Source organism: Rhodoplanes sp. Z2-YC6860, from assembly GCF_001579845.1.
In the GTDB taxonomy this organism is placed as follows: domain Bacteria; phylum Pseudomonadota; class Alphaproteobacteria; order Rhizobiales; family Xanthobacteraceae; genus Z2-YC6860.
Genome location: NZ_CP007440.1, coordinates 6,328,074 through 6,352,945 on the forward strand (window position 1 = coordinate 6,328,074; position 24,872 = coordinate 6,352,945).

Below are 24,872 nucleotides of genomic sequence, written 5' to 3' on the forward strand. Positions count from 1 at the left end.
ATCATCCGTTGAGCATGCGCACGATCTTGTCGCGGTCGAGGCCCTTGAGCCCGATCACGACAAGCTGCGTGCCGCGCTGTTCCGACGGCGTCCAGGCGCGGTCGTATTGTGTGGTCACGCGCGGGCCGACGGCCTGGACCAGGAGCCGCATCGGCTTGTCGCGGACCGCAGCGAAGCCCTTGATGCGCAGCACGCCCGCAGCCTCCGCGGTGGAAGACACCAGCCTGGACAGCGCATCGGGATTTTCGATCTCAGGAAGCGGCACGATGAAGCTCTCGAAGTCGTCGTGGTCGTGATCGAGCTCGTCGTCGTGATGGGTCTTGCGGTTCTCGATGTCGGCCTCGGTGCCGATGTTCAACCCGAGCAGCGCCGGGGCATCGACCTTGCCGCCCGCAACCTTCACCACCTTCACGGCGCGCGGCAGCGCACCGGTCACCGCGGCTTGCGCCTTCTCCAGGCCGCCCTGATCCAGCAGGTCGCATTTGTTGAGCACCACGAGATCGGCGCAGGCGATCTGGTCCTCGAACACCTCTTCCACCGGATCGTCATGATCGAGCGCATCATCGGCCGAGCGCTGCGCCGCGAGCGCCGCCATGTCGTCGGCAACGCGGCCCGCGGCGAGCGCCGCGCCGTCGACCACCGCGACCACACCGTCGACGGTGACGCGGTTCTTGATCGAGGGCCAATGGAACGCCTGCACCAGCGGTTTCGGCAACGCGAGGCCCGAGGTCTCGATCACGATGTGCTCGACCTTCGGTTCTTTCGCCAGAATGACATCGAGCGCCGGCACGAACTCGTCGGCCACCGTGCAGCACAGGCAGCCGTTGGCGAGTTCGACGATGTTCTCCTCCGGGCAGGCGGCATCGCCGCAGCCTTTGAGGATCTCGCCATCGATGCCGACATCGCCGAACTCGTTGACGATCACCGCGAGTCTTCGGCCATTCGCATTCGCCAGCACGTGGCGGATGAGCGTCGTCTTGCCGGCGCCGAGAAAGCCGGTGACGATCGTGCAGGGAATGCGCGCCAGCGAGGTCATCCTTCGGACTCCGTGAAATCGAGCGGCGGGACGCGCGCGATCAGGCCGCGCTTCAGTGCATCCGGCCGGCCCCGCCAGGGCATCAGGCCGTCGGCGGATTGAGAGAGAAGCTGCGCACCTTTCACCAACGCTTCGGCGTCGGTCGAGGCATCGAGGTGGCCGAACACATAGGTCCAGGCGTTCGGGCTGCGCAGCACCGCGCTGCAGCCGCGCTTGCAGTTGGCGAGACAGCGCAGCGGCTGCACGGTGACGCCTGAATTTTCGGCAGCTTGGATCGTCGCCGCAGCCAGCGCCGCGCCCGGCCGCGGATGGTCCTCGGGATCTTCCGGCCGCCTGCAGGTGGTGCAGACATAGATCACCGTCGCCGCGCTTTCGCGCGCGGGCGTCTCGACGGTCTTGTCCGGCAGATCGGTCAACGACACCCGTGGCTCCTCAAGAGCGGACAGCATTCCACCAGGGTGCAAACGAACGCGGTCGACACGCGCGGCCCGGCGGCCGCGGTCGTGAAACGGCGTCAGGGCACCCCGCCCGGCGCTCGACCGAATTGACGGCAGGTCTCCTGGCTCGCGGGTCGCCGCCCGTCACCGCCTTCCCGGGCCGGAACCCAGTGGCATTGTGGCACGAGCTCGCCGCTGACAGTTGCGGGGGCAGCTGCGGAATTGGGCTCAAGGCGCCCGCACCGCATTCCCTTTTCACTCTTCCGCACGAAGAGACCGTCAATTCCAGTCCAATAAATGGCCTGGGTGAGCCTTTGTCAATGCGAGCGCGGATTGGCCCTTTTGTGCCGTGTATAGCTTTTGGGCAGCACCTTGTGTTTCAAAGGGCTGGCCAAATCCGGCCATTTCACGGGACCTCGTCGTTCGTTGGAAAACCACCTGCCATTGACCCTGGTGCTCGGCGGCGCGCGCTCCGGCAAGAGCCGTTATGCCGAACAGATGGTCATGGCGTTGCCGTCGCCCTGGATTTACGTCGCGACTGCCGAGCCGTTCGACGACGAGATGCGCGAGCGCATCGCCGAACACAAAAGCCGCCGCGGCGAGGACTGGCACACCCTCGATGCACCGACGGATCTCGCCGGCGCCATCGAGGATGCGTCCGAGGACCAGCCGGTGCTGGTCGATTGCCTGACGCTGTGGCTCAACAACTTGATGTTCCGGAAGATCAACATCGACACGGCGGTCGAGAACCTCGAAGCCGCTTTGGCCGGACGCGAGGCGCCGACCGTGCTGGTCTCCAACGAGGTCGGCTTCGGCATCGTGCCCGACAACGCCGAGGCGCGGCGCTTTCGCGATCTGCAGGGCCGGCTCAATCAGCGGATCGCGGCGCTGGCCGGACGCGTGGTTCTGATGGTCGCGGGAATTCCGGTGCTGGTGAAAGGCGAACCATGAGCAACATCGACGACACCGAGGCCGAGCGCCACCGCTCCAAGATGGCGAAGCGCAAGGCCGTGCAGGACGCCGAGGTCGCCGACAAGAAGATCGAGAAGGGTCTTCTGATTGTCCACACCGGCACCGGCAAGGGCAAATCGACCGCGGCCTTCGGGCTGGCGCTGCGCATGCTCGGGCGCAGCAAGCGCGTCGGCGTGGTGCAATTCATCAAGGGCGCCTGGCATTCGGCCGAGCGCGATGCGCTGGAGAAATTCGGCGATCAGGTGTCGTGGCACACCATGGGCGAAGGCTTCACCTGGGACACGCAGGACCTCAAGCGCGATGTCGCCGCCGCCGAGCGCGCCTGGGCCAAGGCGCGCGAGCTGATGGCCGATCCGTCGTTCGCGCTCATCATTCTCGACGAGCTCAACATCGCGCTGCGCTATGACTATCTCAATCTGGCGTCTGTGGTTGCCGAACTGTCCGCACGCCGCAACGATCTGCATATCGTCGTCACCGGCCGCAACGCCAAGCCCGAGCTTGTCGCCGCCGCCGACCTCGTCACCGACATGAGCCTCGTGAAGCATCACTTCGCCGCGGGCGTGAAGGCGCAGCCCGGTATCGAGTTCTGACATGGCGCGACGTGCCCCCCACCCCAACCCTCCCCCTTTCAGAGGGAGGGAGCGGACTGCCCGCGAAGGACAAGATTCGCCATGACCGCGCGCGCGATCATGTTCCAGGGCACCGGCTCCGATGTCGGCAAGTCGCTGCTGGTCGCGGGCCTCGCGCGGGCTTACACCAAACGCGGCCTGAAGGTGCGGCCGTTCAAGCCGCAGAACATGTCGAACAACGCCGCGGTTGCCTTTGACGGCGGCGAGATCGGCCGGGCGCAAGCGCTGCAGGCCCGCGCCGCGGGCGTGCAGCCGAGCGTGCACATGAATCCGATCCTGCTGAAGCCGCAGAGCCAGGTCGGCTCTCAGGTGGTGGTGCAGGGCAAGGTCTACGCCACCGCCAAGGCCGCCGAATACATGATGATGAAGCAGAAGCTGCTGCCTCATGTGCTCGACAGCTACGAGCGGCTGAAGGCCGATGCCGATCTGGTATTGGTCGAAGGCGCAGGCTCCGCGTCGGAGATCAACCTGCGCCGCTACGACATCGCCAACATGGGCTTCGCCCGTGCCGCGAACGTGCCTGTGGTCGTGGTCGGCGACATCGATCGCGGCGGCGTGATCGCGAGCCTGGTCGGCACCAAGGCGGTGCTCGATCCTGACGATGCCGCGACGGTGGTGGGCTTCATCATCAACAAATTCCGCGGCGATCCGAGCCTGTTCATTCCGGGCAAGGAGGCGATCGTCCAGGCGACCGGCTGGCCGGCGCTGGGCTTCGTGCCGTATTTTTCAGAGGCGCGGAATCTGCCGGCCGAGGATGCGCTGGCGCTCGATCATGCACCGGTCCGGCGTCCGGGCGCCAAGCTCAAGATCGCGGTGTTGATCCTGCCGCAGATCGCCAATTTCGACGATCTCGATCCGCTGGAAGTGGAGCCCCATGTCGGTCTCGTTCGCGTGCATCCGGGCACGGCCATTCCGGGCGATACCGACTTGGTGATCCTGCCCGGCTCGAAGACCACGATTGCGGGGCTCAACGCGCTCCGCGCCGCGGGTTTCGATATCGACATCGCAGCACACGTGCGGCGTGGCGGCACGGTGATCGGACTTTGCGGCGGCTACCAGATGCTCGGCCGCACGGTCGCCGATCCTCATGGCGTCGAAGGTCCCGCGGGCACTGCGCAGGGGCTCGGGCTGTTGGATGTCGAAACCGTGCTGACCTCTGAAAAAACGCTGACCCATGCCAACGGCACGACCAGCGACGGCATGCCGTTTTCCGGCTACGAGATGCACATGGGCGCGACCCAGGGGCCGGACTGCGCGCGGCCTTTCGCGACCATCGATGGCGCGCCGGAAGGCGCGGTTTCGGCCAACGGCCGCGTGATCGGCACTTATGTGCACGGGCTGTTCGCCGACGACCGCCAGCGCTCGGCGTGGCTGCAACGGCTCGGCGCAGGCCCGACAAATGTTGCATACGAAGAGTTGGTTGAATCGACGCTGGACCGGCTGGCCAAGCATCTCACCACGTTCGTCGATCTCGATCGCCTGCTCAGCTTAGCGCGGTGACGATCAACGCCAGCGCCGCAACAAGCGCGATCAGCAAACCATCGGCGCGGCGATAGAGCTTCAGCGCCGCGCGGATGTCTTCAGCGTTCGCATCGCGGCGGCCGTTGCCCATCAGCGCGTCATCCACCGTCACGCCGTCATAGACACGCGGCCCCGCGAGCGACAGATCGAGCGCGCCGGCCATCGCGGCCTCGGGCCAGCCGGCATTCGGCGAACGATGATGGCGCGCGTCGCGCCGCACTGTCCGCCAGGCGCGCGACGCAGCCTCGCGATCCAGCAACGCCGCAGCCGCGATGATCAGCAGCGCCGACAGCCGCGACGCCGGCAGATTGATCAGATCGTCGAACCGCGCCGATGCGTAGCCGAAGTCGCGATGCCGTTCGGTCTTGTGACCGATCATGCTGTCGGCGGTGTTGACCGCCTTGTAGGCCGCGCCGCCGGGCAAGCCGCCAACCACGAGCCAGAACACCGGCGCGACCACGCCGTCGGAAAAGTTTTCGGCGAGGCTCTCGATCGCAGCGCGGGCCACGCCTGCCTCGTCGAGCGACTGCGGGTCGCGGCCGACGATCTGCGACACCGCCTTGCGGCCGCCCTCGAGTCCTTCACGGTCCAGCGCGTCGGCGACACGCAGGACATGATCGTGGAGGCTGCGCTGCGCGATCAGCGAACTCGCGACCAGCGCAACCAACACGGCGCCATAGGGCAGCAGCAACAGCGCCGATTGCACCGTGAAGGCCGCGAGCGCCGGAACCGTAACGATCACCAACAGCGCCGCAAAGCCCGCAGCCTTGCGGAATGCGCTGCTGCGCCCCGGGCGGTTCAATGCCCGGTCGAGCCGGTCGATCAGATTGCCGAACCAGATCACCGGATGGCCGATGGCGGCAAACACGCGCTCTGGATAGCCCGCCGTTGCTTCAATGAGCAGGGCCAGTAAGGTGGTCGCGATGCTCATCCGTCCTCAAACCACAGCGCCCGCCCAGGCCCCGATGCTGGAACCGCTCGCCCATGGCGGCGAACTCGCCGCCGCGCGGCGCATGTTCCCGGCCGCGCCCGAACCCTTCATCGATCTGTCGACCGGGATCAATCCCCAACCCTATCCCCTGCCCGCGCTGCGGAGCGAAATCTTCGCCCGGCTGCCGGATCGCGCCAGCATCCGTGCCTTGGCCGCGGTCGCAGCCGCGGCCTATGGCGCGCCGTCGGCGGATCATGTGGCGCCGGCGCCGGGCACGCAAATCCTGCTGCCGCATGTGGCGGCGCTGGTTCCGCCGGGCCGCGCCGCGATCCTGCGAACGACCTATGCCGAGCATGCGCGCGCCGTGACGCTGGCCGGCCATGATGTAAACGAAGTCGCCGACGCCGACGGGCTTGCGCATGCCGATCTCGCCATCGTGGTCAATCCGAACAATCCGGACGGCCGTGTCGTCGACAAGGCCACGCTGCTCCGCATCGCAAAGGATCTGCGCTTGCGTGACGGCATCCTGGTCGTCGACGAATCCTTCGCCGATGTCGCGCACGGCGCGAGCCTCGCCGGCGAGGTCGATCGCGACAACATCGTCGTGCTGCGCTCGTTCGGGAAGTTCTACGGCCTTGCGGGGCTCAGGCTCGGCTTTGCGCTGGCAGCCCCCGAGTTGATCAACCGGATCGAAGCCGTGCTCGGTCCTTGGGCCGTGGCAGGTCCGGCCATCGAGATCGGCAAGGCCGCTTTGGGTGACAACGAGTGGCGGCAGCAAACGTTGAACCGCCTCGCGATGGATGCGAAGCGCCTCGACGGACTGCTCGCGGACGCGGGCCTCGCCGTCGTTGGCGGCACTTCGCTTTATCGGCTGGCGGAATCGTCGAACGCAACCGAATGCTTCAATCGCCTCGGCCGCGCCGGCATCCTGGTGCGGCGCTTTGCCGAACAGCCGCAATGGCTGCGCTTCGGCCTGCCGGCCGATGAGACCGCGTGGCAGCGGTTGAGCGACGCGCTCGGCTTGAATTGAAGCACCCTGCTGCCACGCGCACACTGTCACCCGCGGGCTTGACCCGCGGGTCCATACGAAGGCGCAACAACGCACGTCCTTACGACTTCCGTCGCTGCACCCGTTCTTGGATTGCCGGGTCAAGCCCGGCAATGACACCGCCGTTGTAGCCCGCGATGCGAGCTAATTGGAAACAGCGCTAAAACTCCTCCAGCAGCCGGCCGAGTCCTGGAATCTTGTCCATGATCTTGTTCGCCCGCAGCGCGTGCCAGTAGGTCGCAGTGTTGATCGCGATCACGGGCTTGCCGAGCCACATCTCGGCCGCAGCCGCGAGTCGCACCATGCTGAGATTGGTGCCGACCTGGATGATGGCATCGACATCGCGGCCGTTGCCGTTGAGCTCGATCAGCCTTTCCCGCAGCAGGTCGGGCGGCACCTCGGCGATCGCCGTCCAGCTCTTGCATTGCAGATAGACGTCGCGGACCACCTCGAAGCCCGAGTCCGTGAAATAGCGGATCACCTGCTCGTTCGCGACCGGATAGTACGGCGACAGCACCGCGATCCGCTTGATGCCGCCGTAAGCCTTCATCGCCGCGGTGCAGGAATGCGAGCCGATGCTGATCTTGACGCCCGCGGCCTGCTCGACTTTTTCCTGAAAGGCATCCGCGCCCTTCGCGCCGCCGTAGAACGTCACCGCCGACATGCCCATCACCAGATAATCCGGCGAGCAGGTCATCACCGACCGCACGGCTTCGAGCGTGTTCTCGCCGATCACCTGGGTGCCGGCCATGAACGTGTCGTTGCTCACCGCCTGGGCGTTCGGCGTAAAAATGCGGCTATAGTGGTTGGTGACACCCGGCGGCCGCATCATCTCGAAATCGGGCTGCACGATGGTGTTAGTCGAAGGCCCCAGCACGCCGAACTTGCACCGCCAGCCGAGAACGTCTCTCATCGCGCCACCGCTCCGATCCAACTGGAATCCATCTTGCTACGTCCGGACCTGAACTGAAAGAGCGCGAACCGAAAGCGCAACATCGATGCCAACTGACAAAGACCGCATCATCGTCGTCGGCGCCGGACCCGTGGGGCTCACCGCGGCATTGGCGCTCGGCCGCCGCGGCATTCCGACCGTGCTGCTTGCCGCCGAGCCGGAGCTGGTGATGGAGCTGCGCGGCTCGACCTTCCATCCGCCGACGCTCGACCTGCTGGACGAATTCGCGGTGGTGCCGCGCATGATCGAGGTCGGGCTGAAAGCGCCGACCTGGCAATTCCGCGACCGCGAAACCGGCCCGGTCGCGACCTTCGATCTCGCGCTGCTGGCGGGCGACACCAACCACCCCTATCGCGTGCAATGCGAGCAATGGAAGCTGATGCGCTTCCTGGAAGCCGAGTTGAGGAAGCTTCCGGGCGCGGACATCCGCTTCGGCCACGAGGTCACCGGCGTAACGCAACACGAAAGCGGCGTGACCGTCACGGCCAGGACCGCCAACGGCCCCGTCGAGATCGCCGGACGTTACGCGGTCGCGGCCGACGGCGCGCGCAGCGCCGTGCGCCGCTCGCTCAATGTCGAGTTCGAAGGCTTCACCTATCCGGAGCTATTCCTGATCGCCTCGACCGATTTCAAGTTCGAGAACACCCTGACCGACATCGCTTATGTCAACTACATCGCCGACCCGAACGAATGGCTGGTGCTGCTGCGCGTGCCGGAGTTGTGGCGCGTGCTGGTGCCGGCGCCGGAAAACGCCAGCAAGGAAGAAATGCTGTCTGAGCCTTACTTGCAGGCGGTGCTGAACCGCGTGGTGAAGCGCGACGAGCCCTATCGGATCGCGCATCGCTCGCTCTATCCGGTGCATCAGCGCGTGGCGAAGAGCTTTCGCCACGGCCGCGTGGTGCTGGCCGGCGATGCCGCCCACATCAACAACCCGCTCGGCGGCATGGGCATGAACGGCGGCATCCAGGACGCTTTCAATCTCGCCGACAAGTTCAAGGCCATCTTCGCCGGCGCCGACGACATCCTGCTCGACCGCTACGACCGCCAGCGCCGCACCGTCGCGGTCGAGGCGGTGCAGCAGCAGACCCATCGCAACCAGCAGGTCATCAGCGAGCGCGATCCGGCGACGCGGCAGAAGGCGCTCGATGCCATGCGGCGGACCGCGGCCGACAAGGTGACGGCCCGGGAATACATGCTGCGATCCTCGATGATCGCGAGTCTGCGCCGGGCGGCGGAAATTGCATAGCGCAATGCGCATCCCGCAAGCAGTTTAGAGCGGTTTTACTTGAATATCGTGCGACGAAGCTCCAATTAGCCGCGCTAGAGCATTTCGCTACGTTGCACCACCTCCGCTGTCATGGCCGGGCTTGTCCCGGCCATCCCGCTTAGGGACGCACTCTGCCCACCTAAACGGGATGCGCGGGTCAAGCCCGCGCATGACAGCTGAGTTTGCGGCGACTTATGTGAAAAACGCCATAAGCGTTCGCCTGCATTCATTCAGGAATTCTCTTGGACCAATCCCCTTCGCCCGCGCCGAAATCTGCATCCCGTTCTTTTGCGGCCTTCACCTATCCCGCCTACCGCGCCCAGTTCGCCTGCTACGTGCTGGCCATGATGGCCGACAACGTCGAGCACGTGATCAGCTACTGGATGGTGTTCCAGAAGTTCCATTCGCCGGCGCTCGCGGGCTTCGCGGTGCTGTCGCACTGGCTGCCGTTTTTGCTGTTCTCGGTCGCCGTCGGCGGACTCGCCGACCGCGTCGATCCGCGCCGCATCATCCAGTGGGGCATGGGGCTGTTCATGCTGGCCTCGGCCGGATGGGGCTTCTTCTTCGTCACCGACACGCTGTCGATGTGGGGAGCGATGGTGCTTCTCGTCATTCACGGCTGCGCTGGCGTCCTTTGGCAGACCCCGAACCAGATGCTGATCTACGACATCGTCAGCCAGGCGCATCTGCCGAGCGCGGTCCGATTGAACGCCACGGCGCGCTATCTCGGCGTGCTGGTCGGTCCCGCTGTCGGCGGCGTCATCATGCTGACGCTCGGGCCGTCCAAGGGCATCATCGTCAACACGTTTTTCTATCTGCCGATGGTGCTCTGGCTGTTCTGGGCGCCGGCGCGGCAGGCCGGCGCCGCGGCGCGCCGCCTCGCCGTCCGCGGCCTGGCCGACATCATCGAGACCATCCGCGCCATCGCGGGTTATCCGGTCCTCACGTCGATGACGCTGCTGGCCGGACTGACATCGTTCATGGTCGGCAATGCCTACAATGCGCAGATGCCCGGCTTTGCGACCGATCTCGGCCATGGCGATCCGGGCGTGTCGTACAGCCTGCTGCTTGCCGCAGACGCGGCGGGAGCGCTGCTGGCCGGGTTTGCTTTGGAGGCCTGGAGCCGGTTCAAGCCGACGCCGCGACTTGCGATCCTTCTTTCGGCCTTATGGTGCTCGTCGCTGCTCGCCTTCGCTTGCGTGAGATACTACCCGGCTGCGCTGATCCTGCTGTTCGCCGCGGGCTTCTTCGAGCTTTCCTTCAACACCATGGCGCAGGCGCTGGTTCAGCTCGATGCGCCCGTCGACCTCCGCGGACGCGTGCTCGGTCTGTACAACATGGCAGGCCTCGGCATGCGGGCGTTCAGCGGCATCACCGTGGGACTTCTGGGCTCGGCCATCGGCATCCACTGGTCGCTCGGCGTCTCAGCGGCCGTGTTGCTGGTAATGCTGCTGTTCCTGCACCGCCTGGCGATGAAGCGGAGCTAGTACCCCGAATCCAAAGTTCGCATCATTTCCCGGCAGACATTTTTTGCGAACTTCGGATAGCTATCCTTCAAACACTCCGTGATGATATTGCCGACCGGGCGCCCCTCGCCTGTATTGTGCGCGTCACATAACAAACCATTGGGGTGGCAGGAGGAGGCACTCGATGGCAATGCTCCCGATAAGCCCATTCAAGGTCGCACGTAACGGCGACCGATACGCAGCTCATCGCGACGTTGGCATCGGCACCCTTTCTTTCAAGGTCACAGCTGCGGACAGCAACGGGGCGTTTCTGGTGGCCGAGATCGCGCACCATGCCAAAGGCGGTCCTCCGCGACATTTGCATCGCGATCAGGACGAGTGGTTTCACGTCACTGAAGGTGAATACATCGTCGAAATTGGCGACGAGCGATACCGGCTTGGGCCGGGCGACTCGGCCTTCGGGCCGCGTGGACTACCGCACTGCTGGGCCAACGTCAGCGAAGGACCGGGACGGATTGCTTTCGTGTTTACACCCGCAGGTCAAGCGGAGGCGTTCTTCCTGGAAATCACCAAGGCAAACGCAATGGCGCCGACGGACCCGGCGTTTTGGCTGCCGTTCGGAATGGCATTGGTGGGGCCGCCTCTGAAAGTGACATGACCACTCCGGCCGCTATCGGGCATCCGCGCCACAGGCTGCCTCGTTCTGTTGCCGGTGGTTGGCCGCGAAAGCGGCCCTGAGATCGAACGCGGGTTTGCAACAGGCGCTTGGCCAGTTGAAGGGCCGGCGATGGCTCTTGTCAGGCACAATCAGATGCCGCACGCTTTGCAAGGCCTGGGTGCTTGTTGCAGATGGCAAGTCAAATAACGGCGATTGTTACCGCTTCCCTCGCAGGGACAGTTTCACGGGGCGTAAAAGGAGTGCGCGCATGTCATCGCTAATCCCGACCGTCAGCGCCTTGGAGCGCCGCCTTGCAGGTTTGCCGGTGGTGAAACAGTCAGCGCGCGAGGTCGTCGTGAGTGCGGGCTCACAGACGGGAAAACTGCTTTTCCTGAGAAGCGGTGCCGTAGAGGTCATCAAGGACGGCGTCCATATTGCCAACGTCTCGGCCGCCGGCTCGGTGTTTGGCGAACAGGCCGTCCTCTTGGACCAGCCCCATACGGCCGACGTGAAGACGGTGGAGGACTCCGAGTTCTATGTTGCCGATGCGCAGACCATCCTTTCAGGCGATCCAACGATCGCCCTTTATGTCGCCGCGGTCCTTGCACGCCGGCTCGACGCTGCCAACCGCTCGCTGATCGAGGTCAAGCGGCAGCTGGAAGCCGGCAAGCCTTCCGAGATGATCGGCAAGATGGTGGAAAAAGTGCAGGAGCAACTCAATTTCAGCGATGGCGCCAGTCTCGTCTACGGCGGCTATCCATACGATCCGCATCTTGCCCGATAAGACAATGCGCTGAAGAGATGCGGGTGAGCTTCCGAGCCTCAACGCTCGCCCGCGCCGCCTGTCAGTTGCCCTTCCGATAGAACGCGTAGTCGGCCGAATATGGCGCGCTCAGCAACGCGCCTGCGGCTGGGCACGCCCCTTCGGCGTTGCCGCCCTTGGTGTCGAGCCGCAGGACCGTCGTCACATCGGTGAGCCGGCCCTTGCCGGCATGCGACGTTGCCTCGAGCTTGAGCAGCGGAATGTCCTGCGCTGTCGCGCCGGACGCCCGGCCGACAGCTTTGGCCGCGACGATGCTGCCGTCGTCGAGCGCCCAATGCGGACCGGCATAGTGACGGCCGACAGTCTTGCCGCCTTCGATCAACGTCGCGATCGGCTCGCGGAATTGCCAGGCGAGCTTGCCGGATGCGTCCGCTTTGCACTCGTAAACCTGCGCACCTTCGGCATGAAGCCGGACGACCAGTGTTTCGCCGGACACCGCGATCGCGGCGGGGATTTCGGCAGAGGCGGCTGCCGATACTAGTGCAACGGTCAAAAGGCCCGCCAGCGACATCCGTTTCATCGAAAGTCCTCCTCTCACGCCTGATATTTGGTTTCCTTGCTCCAGTAGTCCGGGAAACCCACGATGCCTTGCAGATCGGTGAACGACACCGCCTGGGGCTGCGCCGCCTTTGAACCAGGTTTCAACGCGTCGAGCGTCCCCTGAATGGCGGAGACCGCAGAGGACAACAGCATCACCGGGTAGAGCGCGAGCTTGTAACCGATCTCGTGCAGTTTCGCCGGCGGCAGCACCGGCGTCTTGCCGCCCGGCACCATGTTGGCCATGCAGGGCTTTGTCATGACCGAGCAGAACCGGCGCATCTCGTCCTCGGTTTCGGGCGCCTCGAAGAAAATGATGTCGGCCCCTTCGGCTTCGAAATCCATGCAGCGCGCCAGCGCCTCGTCGAAGCCGTGCACCGCGCGGGCATCGGTGCGCGCCATGATGAGAATATCGGTGTTGGCGCGAGCGTCCACCGCGGCACGGATCTTCATCCGCGCCTCCTCGCGCGAGATCACCTGCTTGCCGCGGGTGTGGCCGCATTTCTTCGGGCTGACCTGATCCTCGATCATCACGCAGGCGGCGCCGGCGCGCGCATATTCGATCACCGTGCGCTGCACGTTCAGCGCATTGCCGTAGCCGGTATCGCCATCGCCGATCACCGGCATGTCGCCCGCCGCCGCGCAGCAGTTGCGCAGCGTGTCGAGCATCTCGCTGAACGAAATGAGGCCGGTGTCCGGCAGGCCGAGCCGCGCCGCCGACACCGCAAAGCCGCTCATGAACGTGACCTTGAAGCCTGCAGCCGCGACGAGCTTCGCCGACAATCCGTCATAGCAACCCGGCATGACGTCGATATGGGGTTGAGCGAGCACTTCGCGCAGGCGTTGGGCGGGTGTCACGGCGTGTCCTCTTTGTGAAGCAGAACCACCGAACGCTGATCGTCCCGGTGGCTTCCGTCAAGCGTCCGATGGTGTCCGGCGCCCGGCGTTTTTCGTTTTGCATTCTTGCAAATCACGTGTAGACGCGAATTTGCCTCGTTCGTTGAGAGCGTCATCTAGAGACGTCTATTTGGCGGAGCGGGGTGTGGCGCCTGCAGGCGTGGCTCGTGACCACGTCCCAGGGTGTGAGGTCATTGTCCGTCCCCGATGAGGGGGCCGCCTTCAGTGGCAGGGCGCGGTCGGGTGAAAGCGGGCGCAAATGCCCCCTGGAGCATGGTGGGTGAAAGCCCAGCCGGTCCGATCGAATCTCGAACGGTGGCCTCGCAATAAATCGCCACAGTGGAGCGCCGGGAGGCGAGCGGACCTGATCGCAAAGGTCCGCGGGCGCCCTCGCAAAGCGCCCAGATATCTGCGCCGTCTCGGCGCTCCGCTCCCTCACTCATGTGAGGGGAAGGAAAAGAGAGAGGCGCTGGCCCCGCGCCTGATCTGAAGGGGGCGATGACGCACGCCTGTATGGATATTGAGGGGACGCGTTGAGGAACGCGGCTGTTTGAAAATTGAATCGGTAATCACCGCCGCCAGCCCACCCACCGGGTCATTGCCGGGCTTGACCCGGCAATCCATGAGAGGCCGCAGCAAAGGGAATCGTAAGAACATGCGTCGTTGCGTCACCGGATGGGCCCCCGCGTCAAGCGCGGGGGTGACGACCACCTTTGTTGACGGAGGCGCGGTTCTCTGCACCACACGCTTGGTTCTCTGCCCCAAGCACGCCCGGCGGTACGACGCTGTGCTTTGGATGGTTTTACCCAAGAACGACGGTGTGTCTGGTGCGTGCGCCAGCGCAATCCAGGTCAGCACAATTCTAGTTTGCCGGTGCGATGCCGGCCACCTTGAGGGCCGCGGCATAAGCGTCGCGCTCCTGCTTCAAGGCGGCCACAGATTCCTCGAGCGACAGCCCGCCGCGCACGATGCCGAGCTTGCTCAGCTTCGCGGCAATGTCCGGCGACCTGGCAAAGCTGCTGATCTCCTTGCGCAAAGCCACAGCGATCGGCTCGGGCGTCGCAGCCGGCGCGAAGAAGCCGTTCCACGACGAGAACTGGAAGCCCGCAATGGTCTCGGCCACCGTCGGAATATCCGGCGCCGCGGCGATCCGCTGCGGCGTGCCGACGGCAATCAGCCTGATCTTGTCGCTGTCGATGTGCGGCAGCAGCGACGACGAATTGCCGAAATAAAGATCGACCTGCCCCGCGATCAGATCGGAGATTGCCTGCGGCTCGCTCTTCTGCGGCACCATCACCAGGTTGATTCCGGCCTGTGCGAACAGCAGCACCGGAGCGAGATGACTGATGTTCTGCGTGCCCGCGACGGTGAAGTTGAGCTTGCCGGGATTGGCCTTCGCGTAAGCGATGAACTCGGGCAGCGTCCTCACCGGCAATTCGCGCCGGATTGCAATCATCTGCGTGCCGGTGCCGATGTTGGAGAGCGGCACGAGCTGCTTGCCTGGATCGAAGCTCAGCTTCTGCACCTGCGGCGTCAGCACGACAACGGATGCTGCCGCGAACATCAGCGTGTAGCCGTCGGGCGCAGCACTCGACACCTGAGCGGAGCCGACCGCGCCGCCGGCGCTCGGCCGGTTCTCGATCACGAAGGTCTGGCCGAACTTGGCGGTGAGATGCTGCGCGCCGAGCCGCGCCATCATGTCGGTGTTGCCGCCGGCGCCGAACGGCACGATGACGGTCACCGGCCGGCTCGGCCAGTCGTCGGCAAGGGAGACGCTCGCAGTCTCCCCGAGCACCGCGAGCGCGGACAGCAGCAAAGCCAGGCGACCAACAGAGAGCATGTCATTCCCCTGTTTCTTGGGAGGATGCCTGTGCGGCCGTGCCTTGTCGCGCAGGCCCATCCCTTCAGAGTTAGCTGCAGTGCAGCAAGCAACTCCCGCGCCAGATCACCCCACAAGTCCCGCCGGCCCGACGTTAACCGGCTGATCAGAAAAGAAGTTCTCCTACCCTGTAGCGGCCGGCCGAGAGAGTGGCTATATTGTTTTTTTAGTGGGTGGTCGAAGCGTCTGGTCGCGTCGCCCCCGCTAAATAGTCAAAACCTGATCTGTCGGCCCGTCATCCTGGCGGGCCGAAGACCTTTTTGGAACAGACTGCTTTTTGGAACCGACTGCGATGACTGCGCCGAACCGACCGGACCACATTCGCCTCACCTCGCATCCCGACCCCGAGGGCAAAGCCCGCTTCCCGATCCAATGGGACGCGCCGACCGCGCGCGAGCGCGGCCCGGTGATCGGCACGGTGTCAAAGCCCGGGCTCCGCAATGTCATCGGCAGCCATGGCGGCTCCTATTCGGTGTATCGCGCGCTCGCGGTGTCAGCAGGCGCGCTCGACCCGATCCGGCGCCCGGACCTCACCAACACCTATCCCGCGGCCAATATCGGTCCGTTCCCGCAATGGACCGAGCCTGAGAAGATCGTCTCGCTCGATCCGTGGGGCCATCTCGTCGCCGACGTCTACAAGCAGGAGATCGCCGAAGGCCTCGATATCCGTCCGACCATCGCGATCACCCGCGCCCGCCTCGACCTGATCGAGATCCGCGAAGCGCTGGAAGCCGGACGGTTGAAGGCCGACGGCCACTCGATCCATGAGAACGGCTCGGTGTCCGTGGTCAAGGTCGCGATCGATCCGGTGTGGTACCTCCCCGGCATCGCGCAGCGCTTCGGCACCACCGAGACAACGTTGCGGCGGACTCTCTTTGAACAAACCTCGGGCATGTTCCCCGAGCTCGTCACGCGTCCCGACCTGCACGTGTTCCTGCCGCCGATCGGCGGCATCACGGTCTATCTGTTCGGCGACATGGGCCGGCTGACCGATCCGCGCACCAAGTTCACCTGCCGCGTTCATGACGAATGCAACGGCTCCGACGTGTTCGGCTCCGACATCTGCACCTGCCGGCCGTATCTCATTCACGGCATCGAGGAATGCGCACGCGCGGCCCAGCAGGGCGAGTTCGGCATCATCGTCTACAACCGCAAGGAAGGCCGCGCGCTCGGCGAAGTGACCAAGTTCTTGGTCTACAACGCCCGCAAGCGCCAGGAGGGCGGCGACGCCGCCGCGACCTATTTCGAGCGCACCGAATGCGTGGCCGGCGTGCAGGACGCGCGTTTCCAGCAGCTCATGCCCGACGCGCTGCACTGGCTCGGCATCCGCCACATCGACCGCTTCGTCTCGATGAGCGACATGAAGCACGACGCGCTGGTCGGCCAGGGCATCGACATCGTCGAGCGCATTCCGATTCCGCCGGAGCTCGTGCCGCCGGATGCGCACGTGGAGATCGAGGCGAAGAAAGCCGCCGGTTACTACACGCCGGAGCCGCAGAAGCCCGGGGCCCTCGAGAACACCTCCGGCAGGCCGCTCGAAAAGTACTGATCGTGTCAGAAGCGTCTGCTGCGAAGTCGTTGCTCAATGCCAGTGCCGTGCGCGAACGCGCGCACAAGATGCTGGCTCTCGGCGACCAACTGCCGAACTTCCGGGTCGATCTCGGCAAGCTCGAAGGCGCGGCGCAGCTCGTGATCGATACCACGCGGGCCGCCTATCCGACGCTGGATGTGCCATTCCATTCGCGCTGGCGGCACTTCGACATCGACGGCTTCGACTACTGGAAAGAGATCGACGAGGCGATGGCATGGCCGTCACCGGCGGAGCGTTCGCGCACCGCGATGGATCTCGCGATCATCAGCGTGCTGCTCGATGCCGGCGCGGGACCCGGCTGGCGATTCCTTTACGACGTGAGCGGCGAGTATGTCAGCCGCTCCGAGGGCCTGGCGCTTGCCAGCCTGGTGATGTTCCGCAACTGCGAATTCTCCAAGTGGCCGAGCTATCCGTTGCGGGTCGACGGCGAAATCCTCGCGGCGCTCACCGAAGACAAGCTCATCAAGGGCTTCCAGGTCACGGCGCAGAACCCGCTGGCGGGCGTGGCCGGTCGCGTCGCGCTGTTGCGCCGACTCGGTCAGACCGTGCTGGCGAAGCCTGAGGTTTTCGGTACCAAAGATACGCCGCGGCCGGGTGGCATATTCGACCATCTCGCTTCGCTCGCCGAGAACGGCCGCATCGCCGCGCCGGTGATCCTGCGCGAGGTGCTGACGCATCTCGGACCGATCTGGCCGTCGCGGCTGACGCTCGGCGGCATTGCGCTCGGCGACTGCTGGAAGCATGCGTCAATGAAAACCGACGACGCGACCAACGGACTCGTGCCGCTGCACAAGCTGTCGCAATGGCTGTCCTACTCGCTGATCGAGCCGCTGCAATGGGTCGGCATTGAGGTCACCGACATCGACGGGCTGACGGGCCTGGCCGAATACCGCAACGGCGGGCTGTTCATCGACACGGATGTGCTCACGTTGCGCGATCCGGCGGCGGCGCAGCGCGAGCACACGGTCGACTCCGAGCTGGTCGTCGAATGGCGCACACTGACGGTGGCGCTGCTCGATCGTCTCGCCGACGTCGTGCGAACCAAGCTCAACATGGATCGCCAGTCGTTGCCGCTCGCCCGCATCCTGCAGGGCGGCACATGGACCGCCGGCCGCAGCGTCGCGAAACGCAAGCGCGCCGACGGCGGCCCGCCGCTGAAGATCGTCAGCGACGGCACGGTATTTTGAATCGGGGGTTACGATGAAAGGCGTCACTGTCGTCAAGCATCCGCTGGTGCAGCACAAGCTGACCCTGATCCGGCAGACCGGGACTTCGACCAAGTCCTTCCGCGAGCTGTGCCGCGAGCTCGGCATCCTGCTCTGCTACGAGATCACCCGCGATCTGCCGCTCGATTGGGTCGAGATCGAAACGCCGATGACCAAGATGAAAGCCCCGGTCATCGCCGGCAAGAAGCTCGTGTTCGCGCCGATCCTGCGCGCGGGTCTGGCGCTCGTCGAAGGCATGCTCGACCTCGTGCCGGCCGCGCGCGTTGCGCACATCGGGCTCTATCGCGATGCCGACACCAAGGTGGCGGTCGAATATTATCTGAAGACCCCGGCCGATCTTGCGGCGCGCGATGTGGTCGTGGTCGCGCCTGTCGTGGCGACAGCCAACACCATGGTGGCGGCGATCGACCGCCTGAAGGAGCGCGGTGCGAAAAGCATCCGTGCCGCCTGCCTGCTCGCGGCGCCCGAAGGCCTCGAGCGGCTTCTCGGCATCCATCCCGACATCCAGTTGTGGACCGCCGCGATCGACGAGCACCTCGACGAGGACGCCTACATCATTCCGGGCCTCGGCGACGCCGGCAATCGCGCCTACGGCACCGAATAGCGCTTTAGTCGGGTTTGCGCCCCCTCGTCGTGACCGTCTACCATGAGCCAAAGCCTTAAGGCTCATGAACCGTGGGAGGGAACGATGAAGCGCACAATTTCTGCGATCGGTGTTGCTGCGGTTTTGTTGACCGCGAACTCGGCCTTTGCCGACATCAAGATCGGCGCGGTGCTGTCGGCGACCGGACCGGCATCCTTCCTCGGCGATCCCGAGAAGAAAACCATCGAGATGTACGTCGCCGACATCAACGCCAAGGGCGGCATCAACGGCCAGCAGATCAAGCTGTTCGTCTATGACGACGGCGGCGATCCCAACCAGGCGCGCACCTTCGCGATCCGCGCGATCGAGGAAGACAAGGTCGACGCGCTGCTCGCGGGCTCGACCACGGCGACCACGATGCCGATCATCGCGCTCGCGGAGGAAAACCAGATTCCGCTCATTAACTTCGCTGGCGCCGTGCAAGCCGTGTCTCCGGTGAAGAAGTGGAACTTCAAGACGCCGCACACCGACCTGATGGCCTGCGAGAAGATCTTCGAGGACCTCAAGAAGCGCAATCTGACCAAGGTGGCGCTCATCTCCGGCGCTGATGCCTTCGGCAAGTCGATGCGCGACCAGTGCATGACCGTCACCGGCAAGTACGGCGTCGAGGTGCTGCACGAGGAGACCTATCAGCCACGCGACAGCGACATGACGCCGCAACTCACCAACATCAAGGCCAAGGCCGGCGTGCAGGCCGTCATCAATCCGGGCTTCGGCCAGGGGCCGGCGATCGTGACGCGCAACTACAAGCAGCTCGGCATCAATGTGCCGCTCTATCACGGCCATGGCGTCGCGACGAAGCAGTTCATCGAGCTGGCCACGCCCGCCGCGGCCGAAGGCGCGCGGCTGCCGGCCGCGGCGCTGCTCGTCGCCGAGAAGTTGCCCGACAGCGATCCACAGAAGAAGGTCGTCGTGTCCTACAAGCAGACCTACGAGAGCAAGACCGGCCAGCCGGTCTCGGCCTTCGGCGGACACATGTATGACGGGCTGATGATCCTCGCCGGCGCGTTCGAGCGGGCCAAGAGCACCGACAAGACCAAGGTCCGCGACGAGATCGAGAAGACCAAGGGCTTCATTGGCACCGGTGGCGTGGTCAACATGAGCCCGACCGATCACCTGGGCCTCGATCTGACGGCCTTCCGCATGCTGGAAATCCGAAACGGCGACTGGACCCTGGCGCAGTAGCGGTTACCCTCGCCTCACAGGCACCATGCCGGAATTCCTCCAGTTCCTGTTTTCCGGGCTCACGGTCGGCGCGATCTACGCGCTGATCGCGGTGGGCTTCACGCTGATCTACTCGTCCTCCGACGTCATCAACTTCGCCCAGGGCGAGTTCGTGATGATCGGTGGCATGGGCACATTCTTCCTCGGCCTCGCCGGCGTGCCGCTGCCATTGGCGGCGGTGCTGGCTGTCGTTGCCGCCACGGCCGTGGGCCTGCTGCTGCATCGGCTTGCCATCGATCCCGCAAAGGACGCGTCCGCCGTGACGCTGATCATCATCACCATCGGCGCCTCGATCCTGATGCGCGGCATCGCCGGCGTGGTGTTCGACAAGAACTTCCACAGCCTGCCGCCCTTCATCGGCGCCGAGCCGTGGATCATCGGCGGGGCGGCGGTCCTGCCGCAAAGCGTTCTGGTGCTGATCGGCACCGGCGTGATCGTTCTGCTGCTCTGGCTGTTCATGAGCCGCACCATGACCGGCAAGGCGATGATTGCGACCGCAGCCAATCGCCTCGCCGCGCGGCTCGTCGGCATCAACACTTCGCGGGTGGTGGCCACGGCCTTCGCGATCTCGGCCGCGATCGGTGCGATCGGCGGCATTCTGGTCACGCCGATTGCGCTCACGAGCTACGACGCCGGCACGCTGTTGGCGCTGAAGGGCTTTGCAGCCGCGATGCTCGGCGGCATCGGCAGTCCCATTGGCGCGGTCGTTGGCGGACTCATCGTCGGCCTGCTCGAGGCGTTCGGCGCGGGCTACGTGTCCTCGGCCTACAAGGACGCCATCGCGTTCCTGGTGATCCTCGCCGTGCTGTTCGCCATGCCGCAGGGCCTGTTCGGGCGCGGCGCGATTGAACGGGTGTGATGGGCCACGCGCTCAAAAGACTGATCGAGAACCGTTACGCGGCGATTCTGACCATCGCTGTGGTCGTGATCGCTTTGCCTTTCGTCGTGCCGTCAACCTTCTACCTTCGCATCGCCACGCTCACCTTCATCTTCGCGCTCGCGGTGCTCGGCTTGAACCTCCTGATGGGATTCGCCGGCCAGGTCAGCCTCGGCCACGCCGGCTTCTTCGCCATCGGTGCCTACGCGGTCGCGATCGGGCCGACGCACCTTGGCGTGCCGGCCTGGGCTTCGCTCATCGCCGGCGCGGCGGTCGCGGCGCTCATCGCCTTCGTGGTCGGGCGGCCGATTCTGAAGCTCAAAGGCCATTACCTCGCAGTCGCCACGCTCGGCATGGGGCTGCTCATCGGCATGGTGTTCACCAATGAAGCGCGCTGGACCGGCGGCCCTGACGGCATGCCGGTGTCGCGTCTCGTTCTGTTCGGCTGGATCGCACGTGGCACACAGACCTGGTACTGGATTTCCGGCGTCACGCTCGCGCTCGGCGCCCTGCTCGCCACGAACCTGATCAACAGCCCGACCGGACGCGCCTTCCGCGCCATCCACGACAGCGAAGTGGCGGCGGCCGTGCTGGGCGTCGACGTGGCGCGCTACAAGCTCATCGTGTTCGTTTTGTCCGCCGCTTACGCCGCGGTCGCGGGCGCCTATCTCGCGCTGTTCGACGGTCTTGTCACCCCGGCCACCGCCGGCTTTCTCCGCTCCATCGAATTCGTCACCATGGCGGTGCTCGGCGGCCTGGGCTCGGTGCTCGGTAGCGTCGTTGGCGCCGCGGTGCTGACCGTGCTGCCGCAGGTGCTGACGGTATTCCACGACTACGAGACCATCGCGCTGGGCGCGCTCATGATCGCATTCATGATCTTTCTCCGGAGCGGCGTGGTGCCGGGCTTGGCCGCGCTCGTCGGGCGGCGGTCGTCATGAGCGCGCTCGCGGCCGAGCATCTGACGATCGAGTTCGGCGGCATCAAAGCCGTCAACGACGTATCGTTCGCCGTCGAGCCCGGCGAAATCTTTGCGATCATCGGCCCGAATGGCGCCGGCAAGACAACGCTGTTCAATCTCCTGTCGGGCATTTACGCGCCGCGCGGCGGCCGCGTGGTGCTTGGGGGCGACGACGTCGCAGGAACGGCACCGTATCGGCTGGCGCAACTGGGCCTATCACGCACCTTCCAGAATTTGCAGATTTTCGGCCGCATGACCTCGGTCGAGAACGTCATGGTCGGGCGGCATCGGCACGAGAAGCGTAACGTGTTCGCGCATCTTCTGGCCTTACCCAGCGTAAGGCGGCAGAACAACGATACAAAGCAACAGGCCGAAGCTTTGCTGGAACGCGTGGGCCTCGCAAGCCTCGCGTCGCATCCCGCAAGCGCCCTGCCCTATGGCGCGCTGAAGCGGCTCGAAATCGCGCGTGCGCTTGCGAGCGAACCCAAAGTGCTCCTCCTCGACGAGCCTGCGGCAGGATGCAATGCGGTCGAAGCCGCGGAGCTCACAACCATCATCCGCAGCATCGCGCGCGACGGCATCACCGTGATCCTCGTCGAGCACAACATGCACATGGTGATGAACCTTTCCGATCGCATCCATGTGCTGGCAAACGGCCGTACGCTCGTTGAAGGCCGTGCCGCCGAAGTTCGTTCCAATCCTGCGGTCATCGAAGCCTATCTCGACACCCAAACCGCAGAGGGCGCTGCGCATGCTCGTCATTGAGAACCTGCGCAGCGGATACGGCCGGATCGAGGCGCTGCACGGCGTTTCGCTCAACGTGGCGAAAGGCGAGATTGTCGCACTGGTCGGCGCCAACGGCGCCGGCAAGACAACCCTCATGCGAGCCATTTCCGGGGTGCAGCCGATTTTCGACGGCCGCATCCAGTTCAACGGCAAGCCGGTCGAACGGCTCGCGCCGCACGCCCGTGTCGTGCTCGGCATCGCCCAGGTGCCCGAAGGCCGGCAGGTGTTCGCGCCGCTGTCGGTCGAGGACAACCTGCGACTCGGCGCCTGGACGCAAGCCACATCCAGCATCGAAGCAAGCCTCGCATCCGTCTACGCGCTGTTCCCGATGCTCGACGAGATGCGTAACATCCCGGCCGGCGCGTTGTCCGGCGGCCAGCAGCAGATGCTTGCGGTCGGCCGGGCTCTCATGGCAAAGCCCAGGCTTCTGCTGCTCGACGAGCCGTCGATGGGGCTGGCGCCCAAGCTTGTCGATCAGATTTTGAAAGCGGTGGCGGACTTGCGCGGCACGGGACTGACGGTGCTTCTGGTCGAACAGAACGCAAGGGCGGCGCTGGCCATCGCCGACCGTGGTTATGTGATGGAAACCGGCCGGATTGCGACCAGCGGCTCGGGCGCAGAGCTCCTCGCCGACAACCGGATTCAAGAAGCCTATCTCGGAGTTTGAAACTGTAATGAAAGCCACTCTGCAACCCGGCGTCACCAAAGTCCGGCAGATCACCGTCGATCGTCCGCGCACCATCGGCTTCATGGGCGAGGACGGGCGCGTCTATGGCACGCCGTACATGATCCTGGACGTCGAGGAGACCTGCCGTCTTTTGATTGTGGATCACGCTGATGCCGGTGAGGATTCAGTCGGCATCGAGGTCAATGTGAAGCATCTCGCAGCCACACTTCCCAACATGACGGTCGAGATCAGCGTCAAGGTTGCGAGCGTTGAAGGCCGCAAGGTCACGTTCGAGATTCACGCCAAAGACGAGCTCGACACCATCAGCACAGGCACGCATGCGCGCTTTGTCGTCGACAAAGCCAAGACCGCCGAGCGTCTGAAGGCCAAAGCCGCCAAGCTCGCCGCACGGAAAAAGTAGCTCAGGGCTTCCGGTTCGCCGCGTCCCAGTAGCGTTCCAGGTTGCCGATCAGCGCCGGGCTGAAGTGACAATAGGCCTGCTCGCGGGCGTAGACCGCGAAATACTCCCGGAACATCTCCAGCGGCTCCTGAGTGATGCGTAAGGCGCGGCGGTTCGACGCCGCACTGACCACGCCGGAGCTGGTCAGCCCCTTCACGACCCGCTCGATCGCGTCACCCATCGCGCCCGTCTCGACGATCTCGTCGCACACCAGCCGCCCCTCCGGGCTGTCGCATTCGAGCCGCTTCTCGTACTGGATCGCCTGGCGCGCAACACGGTCGCCAACCGCGCGCGGCAGCCGCATGTTGGCGGCGCCGGGGATGATGCCTTCCTTGCGCGCCGGCAGCGTGAGGTAGGCGGATTTCTCGGCGAGCACGTAATCGACCGCCAGCAGGATCTGGCAGTGGCCGCCGATCGCGAAGGCTTCGACCGCCGCGATAAACGGCTTCTCGATCGTCTGGCCGCCGAACTCGTCGGGCGGCGCGTCATCCGGCAGCGCCAGCCCGCGATAGAGCTTGTTGACGTAGCCCAAGTCACGTTCGAGGTACCAGAGAAACGGAATCCGGCCGTGATAGAGATGCGTCAGGTTGATGCCCGCGCCGAACACATGCCGATTCTTGTACTTTGGGTGCTCGACCGGCATGCCGCGCAGCACGGCGACTTCGATGGCGTCATCGAGCAGCGCCAGATCGACGCAAGTCTCCATGCCGGCGAGCGTGGTCTGATCCTCGGCGTTGAGAAACCGCGGATTGCGGAAGGTGATGATCGCGGCCTTGCCGCGCCGCTCGATCGAGCCTCCCGGCAATTCGAGCCGGCCTTCCTTGATGAATTGCGGCAGCCGCGCCTTCGCATCTTCGAGCGGCAGCAGCATGGCATGGAGAAGATGACGGCCGGCGCGCTCGCTCCGCAGCACCGCCGAGACGAACAGCCCCTGATCGATTTCCAACCCGGCCTTCTGGCTTTGGCGCAACCCCTCCTCTGCCGCGAGGCTCTCCCGCGACGGCACCAATCCGGGAAATTTTTGCGCGGCCGCTGCAACCAGATCGACGACACGAACAAAGCGCGTGCGCTTGCCGGTCAGTTCGTCATAGACCGCGTCGACATGCTGCCGGAGAAACTTCACCCGCGACGGGCGTCCCTGTTCCAGGATTGCGCGTGCGGTCTTGCGATCCGCGTCCTGCCGCTGCGACGGCGGCGGCAATTGGCCCAGAAGCCGCGACTGCTGCGCCCAGTATTTCTCAAAAGCCGCGCGGTCCGCCGTGAAGTCGCCCGACACCGCGGGTTCTGGAGAATTCTGAGTCATCGTTTCGCTCCCGGCGCCGGCATCAAACTGGGTTCACGCCGACTGTGTGACTGATACTATAGCCCCGTCGATTTCCGGGTGCGA

General features: G+C 64.9%; 25 protein-coding genes and 1 riboswitch. Of the genes, 17 read left to right on the forward strand and 8 right to left on the reverse strand.

The genetic code is table 11. The features are described from left to right. Nucleotide 1: 1 nt before the first annotated feature. Both cobW and RHPLAN_RS29625 read right to left on the reverse strand, forming a co-directional pair. Nucleotides 2–1,036 carry a cobalamin biosynthesis protein CobW gene (gene cobW / locus RHPLAN_RS29620; protein ID WP_068025988.1) on the reverse strand — a complete coding sequence of 345 codons (1,035 nt, stop codon included), beginning with the start codon at nt 1,034–1,036 and terminating at the stop codon, nt 2–4. Then, on the reverse strand, nt 1,033–1,458 hold the full coding sequence (locus RHPLAN_RS29625) for a DUF1636 family protein (protein ID WP_335341033.1): 426 nt from the start codon (nt 1,456–1,458) through the stop codon (nt 1,033–1,035). Before RHPLAN_RS29625 ends, cobW begins: the two co-directional genes overlap by 4 nt. Nucleotides 1,459–1,568: 110 nt before the next feature. After that, nucleotides 1,569–1,769: riboswitch (cobalamin riboswitch) on the reverse strand. Between the two features lie 202 nt (nt 1,770–1,971). On the opposite strand from RHPLAN_RS29625, the gene cobU reads away from it, so the two are divergent. From cobU to RHPLAN_RS29640, 3 genes are all read left to right on the forward strand, one after another. Next, a complete protein-coding gene (cobU, locus tag RHPLAN_RS29630; RefSeq protein ID WP_237180227.1) occupies nt 1,972–2,424 on the forward strand; it encodes a bifunctional adenosylcobinamide kinase/adenosylcobinamide-phosphate guanylyltransferase in 453 nt (150 codons plus the stop codon). Continuing rightward, nucleotides 2,421–3,035 (forward strand): cob(I)yrinic acid a,c-diamide adenosyltransferase, encoded by a 615-nt coding sequence (gene cobO, locus RHPLAN_RS29635; RefSeq protein WP_068025990.1) that lies wholly within the window; start codon nt 2,421–2,423, stop codon nt 3,033–3,035. The genes cobU and cobO overlap by 4 nt, the downstream gene beginning before the upstream one ends. An 81-nt stretch (nt 3,036–3,116) precedes the next feature. After that, complete coding sequence (locus RHPLAN_RS29640) at nt 3,117–4,574, forward strand: cobyric acid synthase (protein WP_068025991.1); 1,458 nt, start codon at nt 3,117–3,119, stop codon at nt 4,572–4,574. Here the strand turns inward: RHPLAN_RS29640 and cbiB are convergent. After that, the gene (cbiB, locus tag RHPLAN_RS29645; RefSeq protein ID WP_068025992.1) at nt 4,558–5,526 is read right to left on the reverse strand and encodes an adenosylcobinamide-phosphate synthase CbiB; all 969 of its coding nucleotides are present in this window, start codon (nt 5,524–5,526) and stop codon (nt 4,558–4,560) included. The two genes, RHPLAN_RS29640 and cbiB, sit on opposite strands and share 17 nt — an antisense overlap. Here cbiB and cobD point away from each other — a divergent pair. Next, on the forward strand, nt 5,519–6,556 hold the full coding sequence (gene cobD, locus RHPLAN_RS29650) for a threonine-phosphate decarboxylase CobD (protein WP_084246661.1): 1,038 nt from the start codon (nt 5,519–5,521) through the stop codon (nt 6,554–6,556). The genes cbiB and cobD overlap by 8 nt on opposite strands. 178 nt (nt 6,557–6,734) lie before the next feature. Here the strand turns inward: cobD and RHPLAN_RS29655 are convergent, their stop codons facing one another. Then, nucleotides 6,735–7,487, reverse strand: a complete 753-nt coding sequence (locus tag RHPLAN_RS29655) for a maleate cis-trans isomerase family protein (RefSeq protein ID WP_068025997.1) — start codon at nt 7,485–7,487, stop codon at nt 6,735–6,737. Between the two features lie 85 nt (nt 7,488–7,572). On the opposite strand from RHPLAN_RS29655, the gene RHPLAN_RS29660 reads away from it, so the two are divergent. From RHPLAN_RS29660 to RHPLAN_RS29675, 4 genes are all read left to right on the forward strand, one after another. Further along, nucleotides 7,573–8,772, forward strand: coding sequence for an FAD-dependent oxidoreductase (locus RHPLAN_RS29660; RefSeq protein ID WP_068026000.1), 1,200 nt, complete (start codon nt 7,573–7,575; stop codon nt 8,770–8,772). A 263-nt stretch (nt 8,773–9,035) separates the two neighbouring features. Continuing rightward, on the forward strand, nt 9,036–10,280 hold the full coding sequence (locus RHPLAN_RS29665; protein ID WP_068026002.1) for an MFS transporter: 1,245 nt from the start codon (nt 9,036–9,038) through the stop codon (nt 10,278–10,280). 163 nt (nt 10,281–10,443) lie between these two features. Next, a complete protein-coding gene (locus RHPLAN_RS29670; protein ID WP_084245852.1) occupies nt 10,444–10,917 on the forward strand; it encodes a cupin domain-containing protein in 474 nt (157 codons plus the stop codon). A gap of 268 nt (nt 10,918–11,185) precedes the next feature. Then, the gene (locus RHPLAN_RS29675) at nt 11,186–11,701 is read left to right on the forward strand and encodes a Crp/Fnr family transcriptional regulator (protein ID WP_084245854.1); all 516 of its coding nucleotides are present in this window, start codon (nt 11,186–11,188) and stop codon (nt 11,699–11,701) included. 61 nt (nt 11,702–11,762) lie between these two features. Here RHPLAN_RS29675 and RHPLAN_RS29680 read toward each other — a convergent pair whose 3' ends face one another. From RHPLAN_RS29680 to RHPLAN_RS29690, 3 genes are all read right to left on the reverse strand, one after another. Then, nucleotides 11,763–12,251, reverse strand: coding sequence for a DUF3455 domain-containing protein (locus RHPLAN_RS29680; RefSeq protein ID WP_442971836.1), 489 nt, complete (start codon nt 12,249–12,251; stop codon nt 11,763–11,765). A gap of 23 nt (nt 12,252–12,274) precedes the next feature. Further along, entirely contained in the window at nt 12,275–13,135 is an 861-nt protein-coding gene (locus RHPLAN_RS29685) for an isocitrate lyase/PEP mutase family protein (RefSeq protein WP_084245856.1), read from the reverse strand. A 901-nt stretch (nt 13,136–14,036) separates the two neighbouring features. Beyond that, complete coding sequence (locus RHPLAN_RS29690; RefSeq protein ID WP_198164556.1) at nt 14,037–15,014, reverse strand: Bug family tripartite tricarboxylate transporter substrate binding protein; 978 nt, start codon at nt 15,012–15,014, stop codon at nt 14,037–14,039. 331 nt (nt 15,015–15,345) lie between these two features. On the opposite strand from RHPLAN_RS29690, the gene RHPLAN_RS29695 reads away from it, so the two are divergent. The 9 genes from RHPLAN_RS29695 to RHPLAN_RS29735 all read left to right on the forward strand — a co-directional run bounded on the left by RHPLAN_RS29695 (nt 15,346) and on the right by RHPLAN_RS29735 (nt 23,446). Next, nucleotides 15,346–16,602 carry a GTP cyclohydrolase II gene (locus RHPLAN_RS29695; RefSeq protein WP_068026017.1) on the forward strand — a complete coding sequence of 419 codons (1,257 nt, stop codon included), beginning with the start codon at nt 15,346–15,348 and terminating at the stop codon, nt 16,600–16,602. 2 nt (nt 16,603–16,604) lie between these two features. Beyond that, on the forward strand, nt 16,605–17,831 hold the full coding sequence (locus tag RHPLAN_RS29700) for a URC4/urg3 family protein (protein ID WP_157100577.1): 1,227 nt from the start codon (nt 16,605–16,607) through the stop codon (nt 17,829–17,831). A 13-nt stretch (nt 17,832–17,844) separates the two neighbouring features. Continuing rightward, a complete protein-coding gene (gene upp / locus RHPLAN_RS29705; RefSeq protein ID WP_068026019.1) occupies nt 17,845–18,474 on the forward strand; it encodes a uracil phosphoribosyltransferase in 630 nt (209 codons plus the stop codon). 84 nt (nt 18,475–18,558) lie between these two features. Next, nucleotides 18,559–19,698, forward strand: coding sequence for an ABC transporter substrate-binding protein (locus RHPLAN_RS29710; protein WP_068026021.1), 1,140 nt, complete (start codon nt 18,559–18,561; stop codon nt 19,696–19,698). Nucleotides 19,699–19,723: 25 nt separating this feature from the next. Next, on the forward strand, nt 19,724–20,596 hold the full coding sequence (locus RHPLAN_RS29715) for a branched-chain amino acid ABC transporter permease (protein WP_068026023.1): 873 nt from the start codon (nt 19,724–19,726) through the stop codon (nt 20,594–20,596). Continuing rightward, nucleotides 20,596–21,552, forward strand: a complete 957-nt coding sequence (locus RHPLAN_RS29720; protein WP_068026025.1) for a branched-chain amino acid ABC transporter permease — start codon at nt 20,596–20,598, stop codon at nt 21,550–21,552. Before RHPLAN_RS29715 ends, RHPLAN_RS29720 begins: the two co-directional genes overlap by 1 nt. After that, nucleotides 21,549–22,337 (forward strand): ABC transporter ATP-binding protein, encoded by a 789-nt coding sequence (locus RHPLAN_RS29725; protein ID WP_068026027.1) that lies wholly within the window; start codon nt 21,549–21,551, stop codon nt 22,335–22,337. Before RHPLAN_RS29720 ends, RHPLAN_RS29725 begins: the two co-directional genes overlap by 4 nt. Beyond that, a complete protein-coding gene (locus RHPLAN_RS29730) occupies nt 22,324–23,025 on the forward strand; it encodes an ABC transporter ATP-binding protein (RefSeq protein ID WP_068026029.1) in 702 nt (233 codons plus the stop codon). Before RHPLAN_RS29725 ends, RHPLAN_RS29730 begins: the two co-directional genes overlap by 14 nt. A 7-nt stretch (nt 23,026–23,032) precedes the next feature. Next, nucleotides 23,033–23,446 (forward strand): thioesterase family protein, encoded by a 414-nt coding sequence (locus RHPLAN_RS29735; protein ID WP_068026037.1) that lies wholly within the window; start codon nt 23,033–23,035, stop codon nt 23,444–23,446. A gap of 1 nt (nt 23,447) precedes the next feature. Here RHPLAN_RS29735 and RHPLAN_RS29740 read toward each other — a convergent pair whose 3' ends face one another. Further along, nucleotides 23,448–24,788: an enoyl-CoA hydratase/isomerase family protein gene (locus tag RHPLAN_RS29740; protein ID WP_084245858.1), complete on the reverse strand. Its 1,341-nt coding sequence runs from the start codon at nt 24,786–24,788 to the stop codon at nt 23,448–23,450. Between the last annotated feature and the right edge of the window lie 84 nt (nt 24,789–24,872).